The 17,058-nt window shown below is 55.8% G+C and carries 17 protein-coding genes and 1 riboswitch; all 17 genes read left to right on the plus strand.

Going from position 1 to position 17,058, the window contains the following annotated elements:
- Positions 1 to 69 precede the first annotated feature (69 nt).
- The 17 genes from G491_RS35345 to cobU all read left to right on the plus strand — a co-directional run bounded on the left by G491_RS35345 (position 70) and on the right by cobU (position 17,047).
- On the plus strand, positions 70 to 339 hold the full coding sequence (locus tag G491_RS35345; protein ID WP_157468045.1) for a hypothetical protein: 270 nt from the start codon (positions 70 to 72) through the stop codon (positions 337 to 339).
- Entirely contained in the window at positions 332 to 1,987 is a 1,656-nt protein-coding gene (locus G491_RS0106365) for a hypothetical protein (protein ID WP_028313974.1), read from the plus strand. The genes G491_RS35345 and G491_RS0106365 overlap by 8 nt, the downstream gene beginning before the upstream one ends.
- A gap of 303 nt (positions 1,988 to 2,290) precedes the next feature.
- A riboswitch (cobalamin riboswitch) is annotated at positions 2,291 to 2,478 on the plus strand.
- A 258-nt stretch (positions 2,479 to 2,736) separates the two neighbouring features.
- Positions 2,737 to 3,609: a sirohydrochlorin cobaltochelatase gene (locus tag G491_RS0106375; RefSeq protein WP_028313975.1), complete on the plus strand. Its 873-nt coding sequence runs from the start codon at positions 2,737 to 2,739 to the stop codon at positions 3,607 to 3,609.
- Positions 3,610 to 3,641: 32 nt separating this feature from the next.
- The gene (locus G491_RS0106380; protein WP_028313976.1) at positions 3,642 to 4,676 is read left to right on the plus strand and encodes a FecCD family ABC transporter permease; all 1,035 of its coding nucleotides are present in this window, start codon (positions 3,642 to 3,644) and stop codon (positions 4,674 to 4,676) included.
- 4 nt (positions 4,677 to 4,680) lie between these two features.
- The gene (locus tag G491_RS0106385; protein WP_028313977.1) at positions 4,681 to 5,451 is read left to right on the plus strand and encodes an ABC transporter ATP-binding protein; all 771 of its coding nucleotides are present in this window, start codon (positions 4,681 to 4,683) and stop codon (positions 5,449 to 5,451) included.
- Positions 5,451 to 6,383 carry an ABC transporter substrate-binding protein gene (locus G491_RS29695; protein WP_035218015.1) on the plus strand — a complete coding sequence of 311 codons (933 nt, stop codon included), beginning with the start codon at positions 5,451 to 5,453 and terminating at the stop codon, positions 6,381 to 6,383. Before G491_RS0106385 ends, G491_RS29695 begins: the two co-directional genes overlap by 1 nt.
- Positions 6,380 to 7,750 carry a cobyrinic acid a,c-diamide synthase CobB gene (locus G491_RS0106395; protein ID WP_028313978.1) on the plus strand — a complete coding sequence of 457 codons (1,371 nt, stop codon included), beginning with the start codon at positions 6,380 to 6,382 and terminating at the stop codon, positions 7,748 to 7,750. Before G491_RS29695 ends, G491_RS0106395 begins: the two co-directional genes overlap by 4 nt.
- On the plus strand, positions 7,750 to 8,367 hold the full coding sequence (locus tag G491_RS0106400; RefSeq protein ID WP_028313979.1) for a precorrin-8X methylmutase: 618 nt from the start codon (positions 7,750 to 7,752) through the stop codon (positions 8,365 to 8,367). Before G491_RS0106395 ends, G491_RS0106400 begins: the two co-directional genes overlap by 1 nt.
- A 1-nt stretch (position 8,368) precedes the next feature.
- A complete protein-coding gene (cobI, locus tag G491_RS0106405; RefSeq protein WP_028313980.1) occupies positions 8,369 to 9,106 on the plus strand; it encodes a precorrin-2 C(20)-methyltransferase in 738 nt (245 codons plus the stop codon).
- Positions 9,081 to 10,139 carry a nucleoside recognition protein gene (locus G491_RS0106410; protein WP_028313981.1) on the plus strand — a complete coding sequence of 353 codons (1,059 nt, stop codon included), beginning with the start codon at positions 9,081 to 9,083 and terminating at the stop codon, positions 10,137 to 10,139. The genes cobI and G491_RS0106410 overlap by 26 nt, the downstream gene beginning before the upstream one ends.
- Positions 10,129 to 11,235, plus strand: a complete 1,107-nt coding sequence (gene cbiD, locus G491_RS29700; protein ID WP_035218017.1) for a cobalt-precorrin-5B (C(1))-methyltransferase CbiD — start codon at positions 10,129 to 10,131, stop codon at positions 11,233 to 11,235. The genes G491_RS0106410 and cbiD overlap by 11 nt, the downstream gene beginning before the upstream one ends.
- The gene (locus G491_RS0106420) at positions 11,228 to 12,445 is read left to right on the plus strand and encodes a bifunctional cobalt-precorrin-7 (C(5))-methyltransferase/cobalt-precorrin-6B (C(15))-methyltransferase (protein WP_028313982.1); all 1,218 of its coding nucleotides are present in this window, start codon (positions 11,228 to 11,230) and stop codon (positions 12,443 to 12,445) included. The genes cbiD and G491_RS0106420 overlap by 8 nt, the downstream gene beginning before the upstream one ends.
- A 1-nt stretch (position 12,446) precedes the next feature.
- A complete protein-coding gene (gene cobM, locus G491_RS0106425; RefSeq protein WP_028313983.1) occupies positions 12,447 to 13,211 on the plus strand; it encodes a precorrin-4 C(11)-methyltransferase in 765 nt (254 codons plus the stop codon).
- On the plus strand, positions 13,208 to 14,251 hold the full coding sequence (locus G491_RS0106430; RefSeq protein WP_028313984.1) for a cobalt-precorrin 5A hydrolase: 1,044 nt from the start codon (positions 13,208 to 13,210) through the stop codon (positions 14,249 to 14,251). The genes cobM and G491_RS0106430 overlap by 4 nt, the downstream gene beginning before the upstream one ends.
- Before the next feature lie 29 nt (positions 14,252 to 14,280).
- Positions 14,281 to 15,009, plus strand: a complete 729-nt coding sequence (cobJ, locus tag G491_RS0106435; RefSeq protein ID WP_035218059.1) for a precorrin-3B C(17)-methyltransferase — start codon at positions 14,281 to 14,283, stop codon at positions 15,007 to 15,009.
- The gene (locus G491_RS0106440) at positions 15,006 to 16,526 is read left to right on the plus strand and encodes a cobyric acid synthase (protein ID WP_028313986.1); all 1,521 of its coding nucleotides are present in this window, start codon (positions 15,006 to 15,008) and stop codon (positions 16,524 to 16,526) included. Before cobJ ends, G491_RS0106440 begins: the two co-directional genes overlap by 4 nt.
- Complete coding sequence (gene cobU / locus G491_RS0106445; protein ID WP_028313987.1) at positions 16,526 to 17,047, plus strand: bifunctional adenosylcobinamide kinase/adenosylcobinamide-phosphate guanylyltransferase; 522 nt, start codon at positions 16,526 to 16,528, stop codon at positions 17,045 to 17,047. Before G491_RS0106440 ends, cobU begins: the two co-directional genes overlap by 1 nt.
- The last annotated feature ends 11 nt before the right edge of the window (positions 17,048 to 17,058 follow it).

The raw sequence follows: 17,058 nt of genomic DNA on the forward strand, positions 1-17,058 counted from the left end.
GCTTTATTATCCCCCTCCTGCCGTAAGGAGGAGGGGGATAACAAGGCGGCTTTCTGAACGCCAGGCCCTTTGGGCGTAGTCGAAGGCATTCAAAGTGATTGCTGTTTACAAAACCGCCTGATTTTTATAGAACACGGACATCATGTCAGCGAAATCGGGCGGGTGGAGCCGAAGCGCTTTGCTGCGCATGGCGCTCCCTGCGTTTTTCAAACGCATTCTTGTAAATATTCAATTTCGGTGCGTTTTTTAGTGGATGTGCTCACCGCCCTGTCACTTACTTTTATGAATCGTAAAACAAGCGAGGCAGGTTTTAATGTCGGTTGTTTCATCAATGCGTAACCCCGGAGAAAGAAGATTTTCGTCCAATGAAGTCCGATTTCTTGTCGCCGCAACGGTTCTGGGCTCCATTATTCGCATTGTTTATCATTGTGACAGGCCGTTTATGAACGACGAAATCGGGACGCTGATTTATATTGAAAAAAGCATCCCGTTTTTGCTGACTCATTTTGAATCCTGGCTGACCATGAATTATTTCATCCTCATGGAAAAGGGGATGTTTTTCTTGGGAGGCGGCGCCCGGTTCAGTTTGATTGCAATCCCCTTATTGGCCGGGATTGCAACCATTCCCTTAACGGCCCTGTTCGCCCGAATGATGGTGGAAAACCGGGTGGCTTTGCTCGCCGCCGCCCTGGCAAGCTGCAATCCTTTTTTAATCCATTATAGCGGGATCATCAGATCATATCCGATTTTAGCCGCGCTCTCCCTCATTGCCTTGATTCTTTATTTCAAGTGGAGCGAGGATAGGTCCTTTAAAAACGGGATTTTTTTCGCCATAGCAGCGTTTTTTTTGTTTTTGTCGCATCTTAACGGGGCGTACACGCTTCTGTTTATTGCGTGCATTTTTTTGGGAGATTGGGTTTTCTCGGTGAGATCCGGGGATAAAAGAGTTTTTACAACGCTTTTGTATCCTTGTCTGGCGTTCATGCTGCTTGCGGCGCTTTCTCACGTAAAGCTCATTTCGCCCATTTATTCCTGGAGCAAGGCGTGGACGGACGCACCTCCCGCAAGCATTGATTATATTCCTTACGTGTTCTCCCAGTATTTTGGACGAGGGTACGGCGTCCTGGCGCCGGCGGGTTTATTCATTGCGGCTTTATTCCTTTGCGTTAAACGCAATACCCCCCTTGTACTGATGTTTCCTTATCTGGCCCTGCCTGTTCTCGCCATGTCCCTGGAGGGGCTGTCGCATTATCCATGGGCTTACGCCAGATTTCTCTTTTACCTGATTCCCGTGGGCCTCATCATCATTTCCCAGGGCGTGGATTTCATCGCGTTCAGCTTTCCGGGGAAGACTCGTCTGGTCTTTGGTGCGCTGACGGGTATTTTAATAATTACGTGGGCGCTTGGTATAACGGGTCTGTTTTTTAGAAAAGAAAACTTTAAATTTCAAGATGTTGCTGTCCTTATAAAGTCAGTGTACGAAAAAAACGATTTTTTTGTATATAATAATTGGTCCCTTTGGCACAATTGTGAACCGTATTTCAGAAATTCCGAGTATTCTCGATCCACCCTGGAGGATCAATTGAAGTCTGATGAAAAATCAAGCCCGGGAAAAATGTTTTTTGTGACGTCCGAGCCGTTTTTGAATAGTCCCCATGAAACCCATCAATTCGGTGAGCTTCAGGTCGTGATTTATCCCAACGATGGGCGCCGGGAACAGCTCTTGGCCCTGCGGGACGATTTGAAAAACAGCGTGCATTTCGGCGACGTCTCCGCTGAACTGGCCAATTATTACCGCCACATTTGGATGTTGAACAAAAAGCTGCAGTTGGAGTCGGGCGACAATTTTGATTATTATCAAATGGCTGTCTGGTGCGAGAAGCTCAGTAAAAAAGAGTTGAATATGCCAAAAAACGTGCAGCTTAACAAAGCCGGGAAAAAGGCAAGGCATTTGGCCTCGAGCAGACAATCCTCTCCGGACTCGTAGGAAATGGTAAAGTGAAGGCATGCTGGAGGCTATTTCAAGCAGGTTGGGCATTTGGTGCGTCGCAAGGTAAAATCGGAAGGATGCGATCCGGAGAGGCGGCTTTTTAAAAGAAATGTTCTATGGTTTTCTGTTGTAGCTATAGAATGTCTGAGTAGCTGGATAGTTTTTGTTGTCATTGATTTGTGAATCATGGGATTCACCCAATCTGCCATGACATCACATGGGTGAGGCCGGTCCGGATTTTGCGGAACCCCCGGAAAAAGCAAACGAAAATGAGGCTTGACAATAACTCATTGATCGAATAACACGACTGACAGTTGAGGTGCCCAATAGGGCCTAACAGGGAATCCCGTTAAATTCGGGAGCGGTCCCGCCGCTGTAATCGGGGACCAAGCCTGCATATTGCCACTGTTCGCTAAAAGGCGGATGGGAAGGCGCAGGTTTTGGGATGATCCGAGAGCCAGAAGACCTGCCTTAACCGTATAATCCGGACATGCGCGATGGAACGCATGAGCTGGTTTGAATTACAGGGCCAAGAAACTGGGTGCAGCCCTTCAAGCAATTTTGCTTGAAGGGCTGTTTTTGTTTTGGGGCCAAAGAAAAGCGGGACCGCTTCCCTGGAGTATGGGCGGCGGGAGCGGGTTTAAGGATTCGTTTCCGCCGGAATTTTAAAAGGCGCGGTGAAGAACGAAGAGGAAATTGGGTTTGATCGCGCGATTAAACATCCAGGAGCAAGAGGAGGAAGTTGCATGAAAAAGATTTTGTCGGCAGCGTTGGTTTTGGCTTTGGTTTTGTGCGCGTTCAATGCGTATGCCGGACACGGGGAAGCCAAGGAAGTCAAGAAAGGCATTTTGCTGGTGGCATTCGGCACCAGCGAGGATTCCGCCAAGGTTTCCTTCGAAAACATTGAGAAGAACGTTGTTGAGGCCTTTCCTGGCGTGGATGTGCGTTGGGCCTACACTTCCCACATCATCCGTCACAAGTTGGCCAGGCAGGGCGAAGTGATCCTCTCTCCGGCGGAGGCATTGGCCAGGATGATGGACGAGGGATACACCCACGTGGCGGTGCAGTCGCTGCATACCATTCCGGGCGAAGAGTACCATGCCTTGGTGCAGACGGTTAACGGCTTCCGGGCCATGCCGGAAGGCTTTGAGAGGCTGACCTTGGGCTACCCCATGCTGGGCGCCCAGGATTCCGTCGCTAAAGCCGTGGACGCCATCATCGCAACCATCCCCAAGGCCCGCAAGGCCAACGAAGCCGTAGTGCTCATGGGCCATGGAACCCATCATCCCGGCAACATCTACTACTCGGCCATGAACTGGCAGCTTCAGCAAAGGGATTCCAACATCATCATGGGCACCGTGGAAGGGTACCCGGAGCTGGACGATGTGGTTGATTACCTGAAGGCCAACAAGATCAAAAAAGTCTGGATCATGCCATTTATGTCCGTTGCCGGCGATCACGCCAAGAACGACATGGCGGGCCCCGAGGACGATTCCTGGAAGACCCAGCTTACTAAAGCGGGATTCAAATGCGAGACCGTGCTGAAAGGCACCGCTGAATATGACCAATTCGTGGACATCTGGGTCGGCCAGCTTACCAAGGCCTTCGCCCATCTGTAGGCGCTGACTGAACTATTAAGGAAACACAGCTCATGCCGGTTAAAATGGACAAAGCAAAATCGCCTGCACTCATCATCGCCGTATTGGCGATGGTTTTGGGATGCGTGGTCATTGCGTCCGCCGGCATGGGCTTTTTATCCGTTCCATACAAACAGGTGTTGGCCGTAATCTGGGAGCGGGTTGCCGGCGGCGCCGGGGGCGACCCGTTGATTTCCGCCGTGGTTTGGGATGTGCGCCTGCCCAGGATTTTTACGGCGGCCATTGTGGGCGCCGGGTTATCCCTTTCCGGGGTTGTTTTTCAGGGAATTTTAAAAAATCCCCTGGCCGACCCCTACACCCTGGGCATATCCGCGGGCGCTGCTTTTGGAGCCTGCATCGCTTTTTTGTTTAACATGATCCATTTCCAGGGCCTTAGCGTGGGAATGTGCGCCTTTGCGGGCGCGCTAATAACGTTGGCGGTGGTTTTGTACTTATCGAACTCGGTGGGAGGCTACTCCTCCAACAACCTGATTCTTTCAGGGATTATCGTGGCCGCCATTTTGTCCGCCGGAATCAGCTTCTTAAAATACGTGGCCGACGAAAGGGTGTCGGTCATCATTTTTTGGCTCATGGGCAGTTTTGCTTCCAAAACCTGGGCCGACGCAGGCTTGGTGCTCTGTTTTGTGAGCATCGGAGCCCTCATTTGCCTGTGCTTTGGACGGGATTTGAACCTGATGGCCTTGGGAGACCGGGCCGCCGCCTCCCTGGGCGTGGACGTGAAAAAATCCCGCCTGATTTTGCTGGCTGCAGCCTCGCTTATTGCTGCGGTATGCGTTTCGGTTTCCGGCATCATCGGTTTTGTGGGGCTTTTGGTGCCTCACATGATGCGTGGGATTTTAGGCGCGGACAATCAGCGGCTTATGCCCGCTTCGCTTTTGGCCGGCGCCATATTGCTGCTTTGCGCCGACACCTTCACCCGGGCCGTGCTGCCTTCGGAATTGCCTATCGGCGTGTTGACCGCGCTCATTGGCGGGCCTTTTTTCTGCTACGTTTTTAAACGGGGATTTTCCCAAAAGACCGGGTTTTAGGCGCATGGGGCATGAGTTGCAGGACATATGGTTTTCCTACGACGACCGGAGCGTGTTGTCAGGCGTCAGCCTGGAGTTGGAGTCCGGTTTGTTCCATGGCGTGCTTGGGCCCAACGGCAGCGGAAAAACCACCTTGCTGGATTTAATCTCCGGGCATTTGAAGCCCAACAAAGGCCGGGTTCTTTTGGAAGGCCAAGCCGTGGACAAAACGCCTCGCAAAGAGCTTGCTTGCAAATGCGCCTTGGTTCCCCAGGATTTTCGGGTGAATTTTCCCTTTACCGCGGCCCAAGTGGTGATGATGGGCAGATACCCCCACATAGGCCGGTTCGGCGCGCCTTCCCAGGAGGATTGGGACATGGTGGAAGAGGCCATGGATTCCACGGGGACCAGGGACTTCGCCCAGCGCAACGTCACCGAGCTTTCAGGCGGGGAAAGGCAGCGGGTGGTTTTCGCCCGGGCCTTGGCCCAGAACGCCGAAACCCTGATTCTGGACGAGGCCACCTCCAACCTGGACGTCCGCCACACCCTGGCCCTTATGAGGCTGGCCGCGGACAAGGTGCGAAAAGCCGGCCTGACCGTCATCAGCGTGATGCAGGACATCAACCTGGCGGCCCGGTTTTGCCAATCCCTGCTGTTTTTGAAAAACGGCAAGGCCGCCGCCCACGGGCCTGTGGATGAAATCCTGACCGAGTCGGTGATTCAAGAGGTTTTTGAGGTGAAATCCAAGGTGTATTTTGACGAAACCATCAACCGCAAGCAGGTGGTGTTTTTGTAATGACTCGATTTTTGTTCAATACGGCCATTTTGATTGTATGCCTTTTTTTTTCGGCGAGTTGTGTTCGGGCCGCAGAGAATGAAGATATCCTGGTGGTTCAGGACCACACGGGCGCTTCGATCCAGGTGAAAGCTCCGTTCACGCGGATTATTTCCCTATACGGCGCTCACACCGACAACCTGAGAAATCTCGGCCTGGACAAGGAAATAATCGGCGTCAGCCCCAGCGATCACTGGCAAGGCAAGGCCGTGTTTTCCTACCATGACGGCCTGGAAAAATTCCTGGCGTACAAGCCGGATTTGGTATTCACGCGCCCCATGATCAACCATGGCTATCCCCGGCTCATTGAAGGCTTGGAAAAGGCGGGAATCGCGGTGGCTTCGTTCCAGCCGTCCACGGTGGATGAAATGTTCGAGTATTGGGTCTCCCTGGGAATGCTTACGGGGAAGACCGCCGAGGCCCGGGAGATGGTCAGCCATTTCAAGGAAGAGATCGCCCGGATCAGAAAAATTTCCGACGCCCTGCCCGACAAGAAGCGGGTTTATTTCGAGGCTATCCACGACCGCATGAGAACCTTCACGCCGGGCTCCATGGCCATTTACGCCCTGGAAGCCGCTGGCGGCGTAAACGCGGCGGCGGACGCAACTTCCGTGAGAGGCACCAACATCGCCTATTACGGCAAGGAACGGATTTTGTCCAAAGCCGGTGAAATCGACGTTTTTCTTTCCCAGGACGGCGCCATGAATCAGCCCACCATTCCCATGATCATCAACGAACCGGGCTTTGAAATCATCAAGGCCGTGCAGGAAGGCCAGGTTTATATCGTGGAGGAACGGCTGGTTTCCCGGCCTACGGCGGCGCTCCTGGACGGCGTGCTGATTATTGGCGAAATCCTGTATCCGGAAGCCTTTGGCAAAGGAGGGGTGCAATGAAGGGAATCGTCATCGCGGGCGTGCATAGCGGGTGCGGCAAGACCACAATCACCTTGGGCCTCATGGCCGCCTTGCGCAGGCGCGGGCTGAATGTGGCGCCATTCAAGGTGGGGCCGGATTTCATCGACCCAGGTCACCATACCGCGATCACAGGCGTACAAAGCCGTAACCTGGACGGCTGGATGCTGCCCCGGGAATGCAGCCTGGACATCTTCCAAAGAAACGCCGCTAGTGCAGACATCGCCGTGGTGGAAGGCGTCATGGGCCTGTTTGACGGATACGACGGCAAGACCGAAGCCGGGTCCACGGCTCAAATGGCCAAGTGGCTCGGCCTGCCCGTGCTCTTGGTTGTGGATGCACGGAGCATGGCCCGGAGCGCGGCGGCCGTGGTTCAGGGCTTTGAAAATTTCGACCCGGACCTTCAATTCGCCGGCGTTTTGTTCAATAAAGTCGGGAGCCCTACCCATTTGCGCTACTTGGAGGAAGCCCTGGAAGGCAAAGTCGCCATGCCGTGTTTGGGCGGAATCATCCGTAACGAGCAGGTATCCATACCCTCCCGGCACCTGGGGCTTGTCACCAGCGAAGACCACGGACTTGGTTCGGATATTCAAAACGCCCTGGTCGACTTGGTGGAAAATAATTTGAACCTGGACGAGCTCTTGGCCTCCCTGCCGGAAATTGCTGTGGACCCGCCGCCCCCCTTGCAAGCCGAAGCGCCCAAAGTGCGTATCGCCGCGGCCCGGGATCAGGCCTTTTGCTTTTATTATTCGGAAAATTTGGAGTTATTGGAATCTTGCGGCGCGGAGATTGTGGAATTTTCCCCCCTGAAAGACGCCGGCCTGCCGAAAGACGTGGACGGCCTGTATCTGGGAGGGGGATACCCGGAGCTTCACGCCGAGGCCTTGTCGAAAAACACGGCTTTGAAGGACGAAATTTTTCAGGCCTGCCAGGAAGGCATGCCCATCTACGGCGAGTGCGGCGGCTTTATGGTTTTGTGCAAAACCCTGGAAGATCTGGAAGGGCGGGAGCACGCCATGATCGGGTGCTTTGACCTGACCTGCCGCATGTCCTCCCGGTTAAGGGCTTTGGGATACCGGGAAATTACGCTGAACCAAAAGACCGTCCTGGGCGAGGCCGGCTTGTGCGCCCGGGGCCACGAGTTTCACTATTCCCAACTGGACGAACACGGCCGGATGTCGGTTTATGACGCCGTAGACCGGTCCGGCGGCGCCCGAAGCGTGGACGGGTTTCAGGTAAACCGCTGCTTAGGCAGCTACCTGCATTTGCATTTTATGAGCCAGCCTCAGGCGCCCCAGGCCTTTGTGCAGGCCTGTATGGATTACCAAAAAGAAAGGAAAAACCGCTGATGCTGCCCCATGAAATCGAAGAGAAGAGCTTTGAAATTATCGACGAAGAGGCCGGAAGTCACGGATTCAGCCCGGACGAATGGAAGATCGTCCGCAGAATGATCCACACCTCGGCGGATTTTGAATACATTGACATGGTGCGGATTCACCCCAAGGCCATTGAAGCTGGAGTCAAGGCCATTCAAAGCGGCCGCGCCATCGTCACCGACACCAACATGGCCAGGGTGGGCATTCGCAAGGATAATCTGGCCCCCTTCGGGTGCACGGTTTCCTGCCTCATGACCGACCCGGAAGTCGGCAAGGAAGCCAAGGAAAAAGGCCTTACCCGCGCCCATGTGGCCGCGGAAAAAGGCGCCGCCATGGTGGAAAACGGCATTTACGCGGTGGGCAATGCGCCCACGGCCTTGCTGCATCTTCTGGACCTGATCGAAAGCGGCGCGGCCAAGCCCGCATTGGTGGTGGGCCTGCCCGTGGGATTTGTCAACGCGGCGGAGTCCAAGGAGGCTCTTATTAAAACCGATACCCCCTACATCTCCAACCTGAGCCGTAAAGGCGGCTCCAACGTGGCTGTCAGCGTGATCAACGCCCTGGCATTGATCGCGCGCGAAAGGACTTAGCATGAATCCAGGAACCCTATATGGAATAGGCGTTGGGCCGGGAGACCCGGACCTCATAACCCTCAAGGCGGCCCGCATTCTGGGCCAAGTGGACGTGGTCTTCGCCGCATCCTCCACCAAGAACTCCCACAGCCAGGCCGTGGAGATCGCAAAGCCCCATCTTAAGGAGTCCGTTCCGATCAGGATGATTCCTTTTCCCATGACCAAAAACAAGGACGCCATGGAAAAAGCCTGGGAGAAAAACGCCCAGGACATCATAGACGTCCTGGAAGAGGGCAAGAGCGCCGCTTTTATCACCCTGGGGGATTGCATGACCTATTCCACATTCGGGTATGTATTGCAAAACATCCAGCGGCTGGCGCCGCACATTGCGGTGGTCTCCGTGCCCGGCATTACGTCCTATCAGGCGGCCGCTTCCCGTCTTAACACGCCTTTGGTAGAGGGAGAGGAATCCCTTACCCTGCTGTCGGGAGTGAACGGGGGAGGGCGGTTTCGGGAAATTGCGGATCATGCCGACAACGTGGTCTTTCTGAAGGCCTACAAGAACGCCGGAGACATCGCAGAGGCTCTTGGCGAAGCGGGCATGGACGGAAACAGCGTGGGCGTGGTTAAATGCGGCTTGGAAGACGAGCAGATCATCACGGACGTCAACGTTTTTCGCGAAAAAGCCCCCAATTACTGGACCCTGATAATCTCCAAAAAGAGCATGAGTTTTGTCGCGCAGAAAAAAGAACAATAACCCCAGAGCCCTGGCTATCGGCCTGCTTATTACCTTTGCAGCGCTCGGCGTGGGGCTCATGGCCGTCGATGGCCTGGAAGCCGCCAAACTTCCCTCCAGATTGCTGCTGCCCCTTGCCCGGCTTTTGTTATTCGTCAGCATTGGATTGGTTGCGGCCCAGGCCATTGACTCCACAAACTGGACGGAGAAACTCGGATTTTTGGCGGCGCCCATGTTTCGGTTCGCCAATCTGGGCGCCCATTGCAGCGCAGCGTTTACGGCGGCCTTTTTTTCCGGGGTGTCGGCCAACGCCATGCTTTTGGATTTTTACAAGGAAGAGCGGATCACGAAACGGCAGTTGTTCCTGACCAATTTCATTAATCAATTCCCGGCTTATTTTCTGCATCTGCCCGTGACCTTCTTTATCGTGGTTCCGCTGACCAAAACGGCCGGGTTACTTTATTTTCTGCTGACTTTTTTGGCGACCTGCTTAAGGACCGCGCTGTTTGCGTTCTACGGGCATGTTTTCATGAAGCCCGAAAGCAGCGGCGAGCAAAGATTCGAAGGGCAGGCAAGAAAGCCCGCTTCCCGTAGGAAGAAAAAGCCCTTTTGGGAGGGGCTCAAGGCAAAGGTTCCAGGCCGGTTCGTGCGGGTGGTCGCTTTTGTGGTTCCAACATACACGGTGGTCTATGTTTTGACCGCCGCCGGCGCCTTTGACGCCTTGGAAACCTTTATGACCCGGTTTGCGGTCCAGGCTTTCATCCCGGTGGAATCGTTAAGCGTGGTGGTCTTGAGCTTCGCCTCGGAGTTTACGGCGGGTTTCGCCGCCGCCGGCGCCTTGATGGCCGCGGGAAGCATTACGGTCAAGCAAACCGTCATCGCCTTGCTTTTGGGCAACATCATCGCCTTTCCAATCCGGGCGATCAGGCATCAACTGCCCCGGTACATGGGCATTTTCTCCCCCGGCATGGGCCTGCAAATGCTGTTGATGGGCCAGGGATTCCGGGTGGCGAGCATTATTTTGGCAGGAGCGGTTTACTGGTTTGTCGGCTAAAGAAAAAAAGAAGCTTAGGCAGGGATTCACCACGGGAACAGCCGCCGCTGCCGCTTCCAAGGCGGCCTTGCTGTATCTGCTGACCCGGGAGACGCCCGGATTTGTGGAGGTGGATTTGCTGAACGGCCAATCCATGCAAATTCCCGTGGATTCCGTGTTTGTTGAAAACGGTCAGGCCGAGGCGTTCGTCATCAAGGACGCGGGAGACGACCCGGACATCACCCACAAGGCCAGGATCGGCGCCAAAGTCTGTCTGATTAAAGAGCCTGGAGAGGTGAAGATAACCGGCGGCGAGGGCGTGGGCGTGGTCACCAAGCCGGGTTTGGAAATTCCCCTCGGAGAGCCGGCCATCAACCTGGGGCCGCGTCTGATGATCACGCAGTCCACTCAACAGGCCCTGGCTTTTTGCGAAAACGCCCTGGGCGTCAGCGTGGAGATTTTTGTGGAAAACGGTCGGGAACTGGCGAAAAAGACGTTAAACCATCGCCTGGGCATTGAGGGGGGCTTGTCCATATTGGGCACCACCGGGCTGGTCAAGCCATTGTCTCATGAGGCCTATATCGCCACCATTGAGTCGGCCCTGTCCGTGGCCAAGGCCTGCGGCTCAAACCATGTGGTTTTGACCACCGGGCGTAGGACCGAAAAGCACGCCCAGGCTTTTTTTAAGGCATTGCCCGAAGAGGCGTTCATCCAGATTGGAGATTTTTTTCAGATGTCCATGAAGGGCGTCGCCAAAAACCAGCTTGCCCAAACCACCCTGGCGGTCTTTTTCGGCAAAGCCCTGAAGATGGCCCAAGGAATCCCTCACACCCACGCGTCTAAGTCCAGCCTGACCATGGACTGGCTGGCAGGGCATGTGCGGGAGCTCACGGGGGATGAAGCCCTGGCCCTGGAAATCGCCCGGGCCAACACGGCCCGCCATGCTTTCGGCATGGTGTATCCCGAGCATCCCAAGATTTTGGAGCGGGTAGGGGAGCATATGATCAAATCCGCGTCTCGTTTTTGTGAAGGCAAATCCCAGGTCAGGGCGATCATATTCGACTTTGAGGGCAATATTGCCTTTGATTCCATGGAAGGGAGCCAAGCTCATGAGTAACCGGGTTCAAGTCATCGGCATGGGCTTGTCGCCCAGGGATCTCACCCAGGCGCATCTGGAAATCATCCAACAGGCCCAGGTGCTGGTAGGCGGTAAACGGCATTTGGTGTCTTTTAAAGGCGTGGACGTGGTCAAACGGGAGATTGCCAGCCCTATCTCCGAAGTGTTGGATTTCATCCAGGAAAGCATGGCGGATAAAAGGGTGGTGGTGCTGGCCTCGGGCGACCCCTTGTTTTTCGGCATCGGCAAGACGCTCATCAACCGGCTGGGCGCTGAAAACGTGGTCGTCCACCCCAACGTGACCAGCATGGCCGGGGCTTTCGCCCGGCTGAACCTGCCCTGGCAGGAGGCTTATTGGGTCAGCCTGCACGGCAAAAAAGGCTTGTCTCCGCTGAAAAAGGCCATGGAGGAGCACGATCTCTTATGCGTCCTCACTGATCCGACGAACAATCCGGAGGCAATCGCAGAGGTCGTCAGAAGGCATGATTATTCCTGGAACATGTGGGTGCTGGAAAAGCTGGGAGACCCGGAGGAAAAGGTATCGCAAATCGATCCTTGCGCCTCCGATTTGCCTGCATTCGCCCAGCCCAATGTGGTGGTGCTTCAAAAGGGGGATCTGGCCGATCCTCCCGGTCCCTTGCGTTTGGGAACCCCGGATCACTGGTTCATCCATGAAAAAGGGTTGATCACCAAGGCGCCGGTTAGAACCCTTAGCTTGTCCATGCTGCAACTGGAGCCTGCCCATATCCTTTGGGACCTTGGCGCCGGCAGCGGATCCGTGGGCCTGGAAGCCGCGTTATTTTTACCTCAGGGCTTTGTGCATGCCGTGGAAAAAAACGCAGCGCGGGTCGGGCAAATCCAGGCCAATGCAGAACGATTCAAAGTGCAAAACTTGTCCCTGACCCAAGCGGATGCGCCGGAGGGCCTGGACGATTTGCCTCGTCCCGATCGGGTGTTCATCGGCGGAGGCGGAAAAGGCCTGCCCGAAATTCTGGGCGCCGCCATGCATGCTTTGAAGCCGGAGGGCAAAATCGTGATCAACACCGTGCTCTTGGAAACCCTGAATCAGGCTGCTTCTTTACTGGAGGAAAGGGGCTTTACGGTCAGTGTAACCCAGGCTCAGATCAGTCAATCTAAAAACATGCCATGGGGCAGGCGCATGGAGGCGTTGAACCCCGTGTGGATTATATTGGGAGAAAAAGGAAAATAATATGGAAAAACATCCCGTTATATTTACGGGCGCAGGCCCGGGAGCGCCGGACCTCATCACGGTTCGGGGCATGAAAGCCCTGGAAAACGCGGATTACATCCTTTACGCCGGGTCGCTGGTGCCCGAGGCCGTGCTTCAATGGGCGAAAAGCGGCTCGGAAGTGGAAACCAGCGCGGGCATGCACCTGGACGAAATGGCTTCCAAAATGGCTGAGGCCTGGAATGAAGGAAAAAGGGTCGTCCGGCTTCACACCGGCGATCCCTCCTTGTACGGCGCGGTGCGGGAGCAAATGGCCAAGCTGGACGAACGGGACATCCCTTACGAAGTCATCCCCGGCGTGACCGCCGCTTTCGCCGCCGCCGCCGAGTTGAAGGCGGAATACACGGTTCCCAATATTTCCCAGACGCTCATTTTTACAAGAATTTCCGGCCGCACCCCGGTGCCGGAGAAGGAGTCCCTCTTGTCCCTGGCCGAGCACAAGGCATCCCTGGCCATTTATTTGAGCGCGAGCATGGCAGACGAAGTGGCGGACATCCTCTCCAAGACTTACGGCGAACAGGCTTCCTGCGCCATCGCCTATAAGGTCAGCCATCCCGAGCAAAACATCATCCTCACCACCGTGGACAAGATGGCCGGAATCATGGAAGATAACAAGATCAACCGCCTTGCATTGATTATTGTGGGCCCGTTCCTGGACGCCAAGGGAAACGCCCAGTCCCTGCTGTATAACAAGAGCTTTTCCCATGGATACCGGGAGGAAGCATGACCGATTGGTCCGAAAAAAAACTGGCGGTCTGGGCCATGACGCCCAACGCCGCCGAGTTGGCTCAGAGGGTTAGGGCGGCATGGCCGGGCGTGGAGCTGTATTTCTCCTCCAAGCTGAAAATTGACGGAGCCGACGCTGAGTTCACGTCGTTCTCCCGCACCTTGGGCGAGGCCTGGAGCCAATACGACGGTCACTACTTCATCATGGCTACGGGCATTGTGGTCCGGGTGATCGCCAACCTGATGGAGGACAAGACCAAGGACCCGGCGGTCATCTGCGGGGACGAGGCCGGGCATTTTGTCATCAGCCTGGTTTCCGGGCATATCGGCGGCGCCAACGAGTTAGCCAGGGAGCTTGCCTCGATCCTGGACGCCCAGCCGGTCATAACCACATCCACGGACGTCAACCATGCGCCTAGCATCGACGTGATCGCCAGCGACCATGGGCTGCATATCGAAAACAAACGCGCTATCAAGCACGTGAGCATGGCTTACATCAAGGGCCAAGCCTTGCCCATGCACGACCCCTACAATTTGGTCAAGCCCCATATCCCCCGTGAGTTGATCGAGGAGCCGGCCATGTTCACCCCGACCCGATCCGGCGTGTTTGTGGACTACGAGGTGCGGGACCTGCCCGGCTTAGTGCTGGTTTTACGGCCCAAATGCCTGGTGGCGGGCATTGGATGCCGGAGGGGCGTTTCCAAACAAGAACTGGAAACGCACGTTCGAGAAGTTTTTAAGGCGCAGGGGCTGTCCATACACAGCCTGGCCCGGATTGTTTCCGTGGATCTCAAGGCGGACGAACCCGGCCTGCTTCAACTGGCCGAGGATCTGGACGTTCCCATTCATTTTTATTCAACCGACGAACTGGATCAGGTGAAGATGGTTCCCAATCCCTCTCCCCTGGTGGACAAACACATAGGAGTAAAAAGCGTATGCGAAGCAGCAGCCATTCTGGCAACGGGCCGGAGAAACCTGATAACGCCCAAGCAGGCCAGCAAGACGGCGACCGTAGCCATAGCGGCAATGCCCTTTACATAGTGGGGACCGGCCCGGGCAACGAGTTCCATATGTCCGGCAGGGCCAGGGAAGTGCTTGGCTTTGTGGACATTGTGGTCGGGTACAAAACCTATTTGGAGATCATCGAACCGGTCATCCAGGGCAAGAAAACCCTGGCAACCGGCATGACCAAAGAGGTGGACCGGGTGGAGGCCGCTATTGACGCAGCTTTGAACGGCCAGTCCTGCGCTTTGGTTTCGGGCGGGGACCCCGGCGTGTACGCCATGGCCGGACTGGTCCTGGAAATCCTGGCGACCCGGAATATCGCGTGTAATTCGTGTGACGCCGGCGCTGAGGGAGGCCTGAGCGTGGAGGTGGTCCCCGGCATTCCGGCTTTGTGCGCGGGCGCAGCCCTGCTGGGCGCGCCATTGACCCACGATTTTGCAGCCATCAGCCTGAGCGATTTGCTCACTCCCTGGGATTTGATCGAAAAGCGCATCGCCGCGGCGGCCTCGGCGGATTTCGTCATCGCCATATACAATCCCAAGAGCAAAAAGCGCGACTGGCAGTTGAATCGCGCCAGGGAGATTATCCTGGAGCATCGGGCCGGAACAACTCCCGTGGGAGTCGTCACCGGCGCAATGCGCGAGAATCAGCGCATTCAGCTTAGCTCGCTGCAGGACCTGGACAAGGCGGACGTGGGCATGCAAAGCATTGTGTTTGTAGGGAACTCTTCAACCTTTATCTACGGGGATTTGATGATTACGCCCCGGGGATACAGCAAAAAGTACGACATATGAAGCCAAAAGCCAAAAAAGCCAAATGCCTGGCCGCCTTCGGCACGGGCTCGGACGTGGGAAAAAGCGTGATCGCCACGGCCTTATGCCGGATTTTTTCCGACCGAGGCTATGCGGTCAGCCCGTACAAGGCCCAGAACATGTCCAACAACTCGGGCGTCACCCCCGAAGGCCTGGAAATGGGCCGGGCGCAGATCGTCCAGGCCGAAGCGGCCCGGGTTCCGCCCCATGTGGACATGAATCCCGTGCTGTTGAAGCCCGTCACACAGATCGGCTCCCAGGTGGTTTTGCTGGGCAAGGTTCTGCAGGATTACTCCGCAGTTCAATATCATCAGGAGAAGACTCGGTTGTTTGATGCGGCCTGCCAGGCCCTGGATCGCCTGCGCGTCGAAAATGACGTGGTGGTCATGGAAGGCGCGGGCTCCTGCGCCGAGGTCAACCTCATGGCCAGGGACATTGTAAACCTGAAAATGGCCGCCTACGCGGACGCGCCGGTGATCCTCACCGCGGACATCGACCGGGGCGGGGTTTTCGCCCAGATTGTGGGCACTTTGGCCTGCCTGGAAAAGGAACAGCAGGATCAGATCGCCGGATTCATCATCAACCGTTTTCGCGGCGATATCACGCTATTCAAGGACGGCGTGGACTGGATCGAAAAGAAGACCGGCAAACGGGTTTTCGGCGTGCTGCCCTGGTTCGATCATTTTCATATTCAGTCCGAAGACTCGGTGGTGATCGAGCATCCTGAGGCCAAAACCGACCCCTCCAAAACCCCCACGGTTCTGGTCGTACGCATCCCGCATATTTCCAATTTCACGGATTTCGACCCCCTGTTTCAGGTCAAAGGCGTGGCTGTGGATTTTGTGGAGCGAGTGCGGGATCTGGCGCCTTACAAGGCCGTGATCCTGCCCGGCTCCAAAAGCACCCGGAACGATCTGGACTGGCTGGAGCAAACCGGCTGGACCGCCAAAATTAGGGAGTACACCCAAAACGGCGGGCATGTGTTGGGCGTTTGCGGCGGATACCAGATGCTGGGCAAGGAAGTGCAGGATCCCGGCGGCCTGGAAGGCAAGCCCGGAGTCACCAAAGGCCTGGGCCTTCTGCCCCTTGTCACGGTTCTCAAGGCGCCCAAAACCACCACGCTCTCCAATTTTGAGTGGGACGGCGTTTCAGGCGCAGGCTACGAAATCCACATGGGCCGGACCGCCTCGCTCGAGGATTTGAACTCCGAAAAGGTGCGGTCCGAAGGCTTGTTCAAGGTTTTGGATCGCAACCAGCAGCCTTGCCGGGATTATGACGGCGCCATGTCGGACAACGGCCGGGTTATGGGGACGTATATGCACGGTTTGTTCGATTCTCCTGCGGTCCTGAAGAAGTGGCTGAAAAGCCTGGGCCTGGAAGATCTGGAAATAGCCGAAGAGTCGGGCATGCAGGCCCGAGACCGGCAATACGACATGCTGGCCCGCCATTTTGAAAAGCACGTGGACGTGGAAGCCCTCATCAAGGAGGCCATGGAATAATGAAGTCGGTTTTTGTGATCGGAGGATGCCGGTCCGGAAAAAGCAGCATTGCCCTGGATTTGGCTAACGGTCAGGATGTTTCGGAAAAAATTTTCATCGCCACATGCCAGCCCCTGGACGACGAAATGGAAGACCGGGTAGCCCGGCATCAGGCGGATCGGGGCGACGACTGGCGCACCGTGGAGGAGCCTTTGGCTTTGGCTCAGGCCATTGAGGACAACGCCCGGCCTGGCCGGGTGATTCTGGTGGATTGCCTGACCCTGTGGATTTCCAACCTGGTTCTGGCGGACAAGACCCAGGATCAAATCGCGGAGACAGCCAGGGAATTGGCGGAGGTCATTCAAAAGGCGCCGTGCCCGGTCATTTTGGTTTCCAACGAAGTGGGCGCCGGAATCGTGCCGGAAAACGCCTTGTCGCGCCTGTTTCGGGACGCGGCTGGCAAGGTCAACCAGATCACGGCCAAGGCCTGCGATCAGGTGCAGTGGGTGGTTGCGGGCATTCCCGTGATCATCAAAGGATAGTTGGTTTTAGA

It is taken from the genome of Desulfatibacillum aliphaticivorans DSM 15576 (assembly GCF_000429905.1).
Taxonomy (GTDB): Bacteria; Desulfobacterota; Desulfobacteria; order Desulfobacterales; family Desulfatibacillaceae; genus Desulfatibacillum; species Desulfatibacillum aliphaticivorans.

Coding starts and splice junctions, on each gene's coding strand:
- cobM (WP_028313983.1), top strand. CDS start 12,447: ATGGAAAAACATCCCGTTATATTTACGGGCGCAGGCCCGGGAGCGCCG.
- cobU (WP_028313987.1), top strand. CDS start 16,526: ATGAAGTCGGTTTTTGTGATCGGAGGATGCCGGTCCGGAAAAAGCAGC.
- G491_RS0106430 (WP_028313984.1), top strand. CDS start 13,208: ATGACCGATTGGTCCGAAAAAAAACTGGCGGTCTGGGCCATGACGCCC.
- cobJ (WP_035218059.1), top strand. CDS start 14,281: ATGTCCGGCAGGGCCAGGGAAGTGCTTGGCTTTGTGGACATTGTGGTC.
- G491_RS0106400 (WP_028313979.1), top strand. CDS start 7,750: ATGCTGCCCCATGAAATCGAAGAGAAGAGCTTTGAAATTATCGACGAA.
- cobI (WP_028313980.1), top strand. CDS start 8,369: ATGAATCCAGGAACCCTATATGGAATAGGCGTTGGGCCGGGAGACCCG.
- G491_RS0106440 (WP_028313986.1), top strand. CDS start 15,006: ATGAAGCCAAAAGCCAAAAAAGCCAAATGCCTGGCCGCCTTCGGCACG.
- G491_RS0106375 (WP_028313975.1), top strand. CDS start 2,737: ATGAAAAAGATTTTGTCGGCAGCGTTGGTTTTGGCTTTGGTTTTGTGC.
- G491_RS0106395 (WP_028313978.1), top strand. CDS start 6,380: ATGAAGGGAATCGTCATCGCGGGCGTGCATAGCGGGTGCGGCAAGACC.
- G491_RS0106420 (WP_028313982.1), top strand. CDS start 11,228: ATGAGTAACCGGGTTCAAGTCATCGGCATGGGCTTGTCGCCCAGGGAT.
- G491_RS0106380 (WP_028313976.1), top strand. CDS start 3,642: ATGCCGGTTAAAATGGACAAAGCAAAATCGCCTGCACTCATCATCGCC.
- G491_RS0106365 (WP_028313974.1), top strand. CDS start 332: ATGCGTAACCCCGGAGAAAGAAGATTTTCGTCCAATGAAGTCCGATTT.
- G491_RS29695 (WP_035218015.1), top strand. CDS start 5,451: ATGACTCGATTTTTGTTCAATACGGCCATTTTGATTGTATGCCTTTTT.
- G491_RS0106385 (WP_028313977.1), top strand. CDS start 4,681: ATGGGGCATGAGTTGCAGGACATATGGTTTTCCTACGACGACCGGAGC.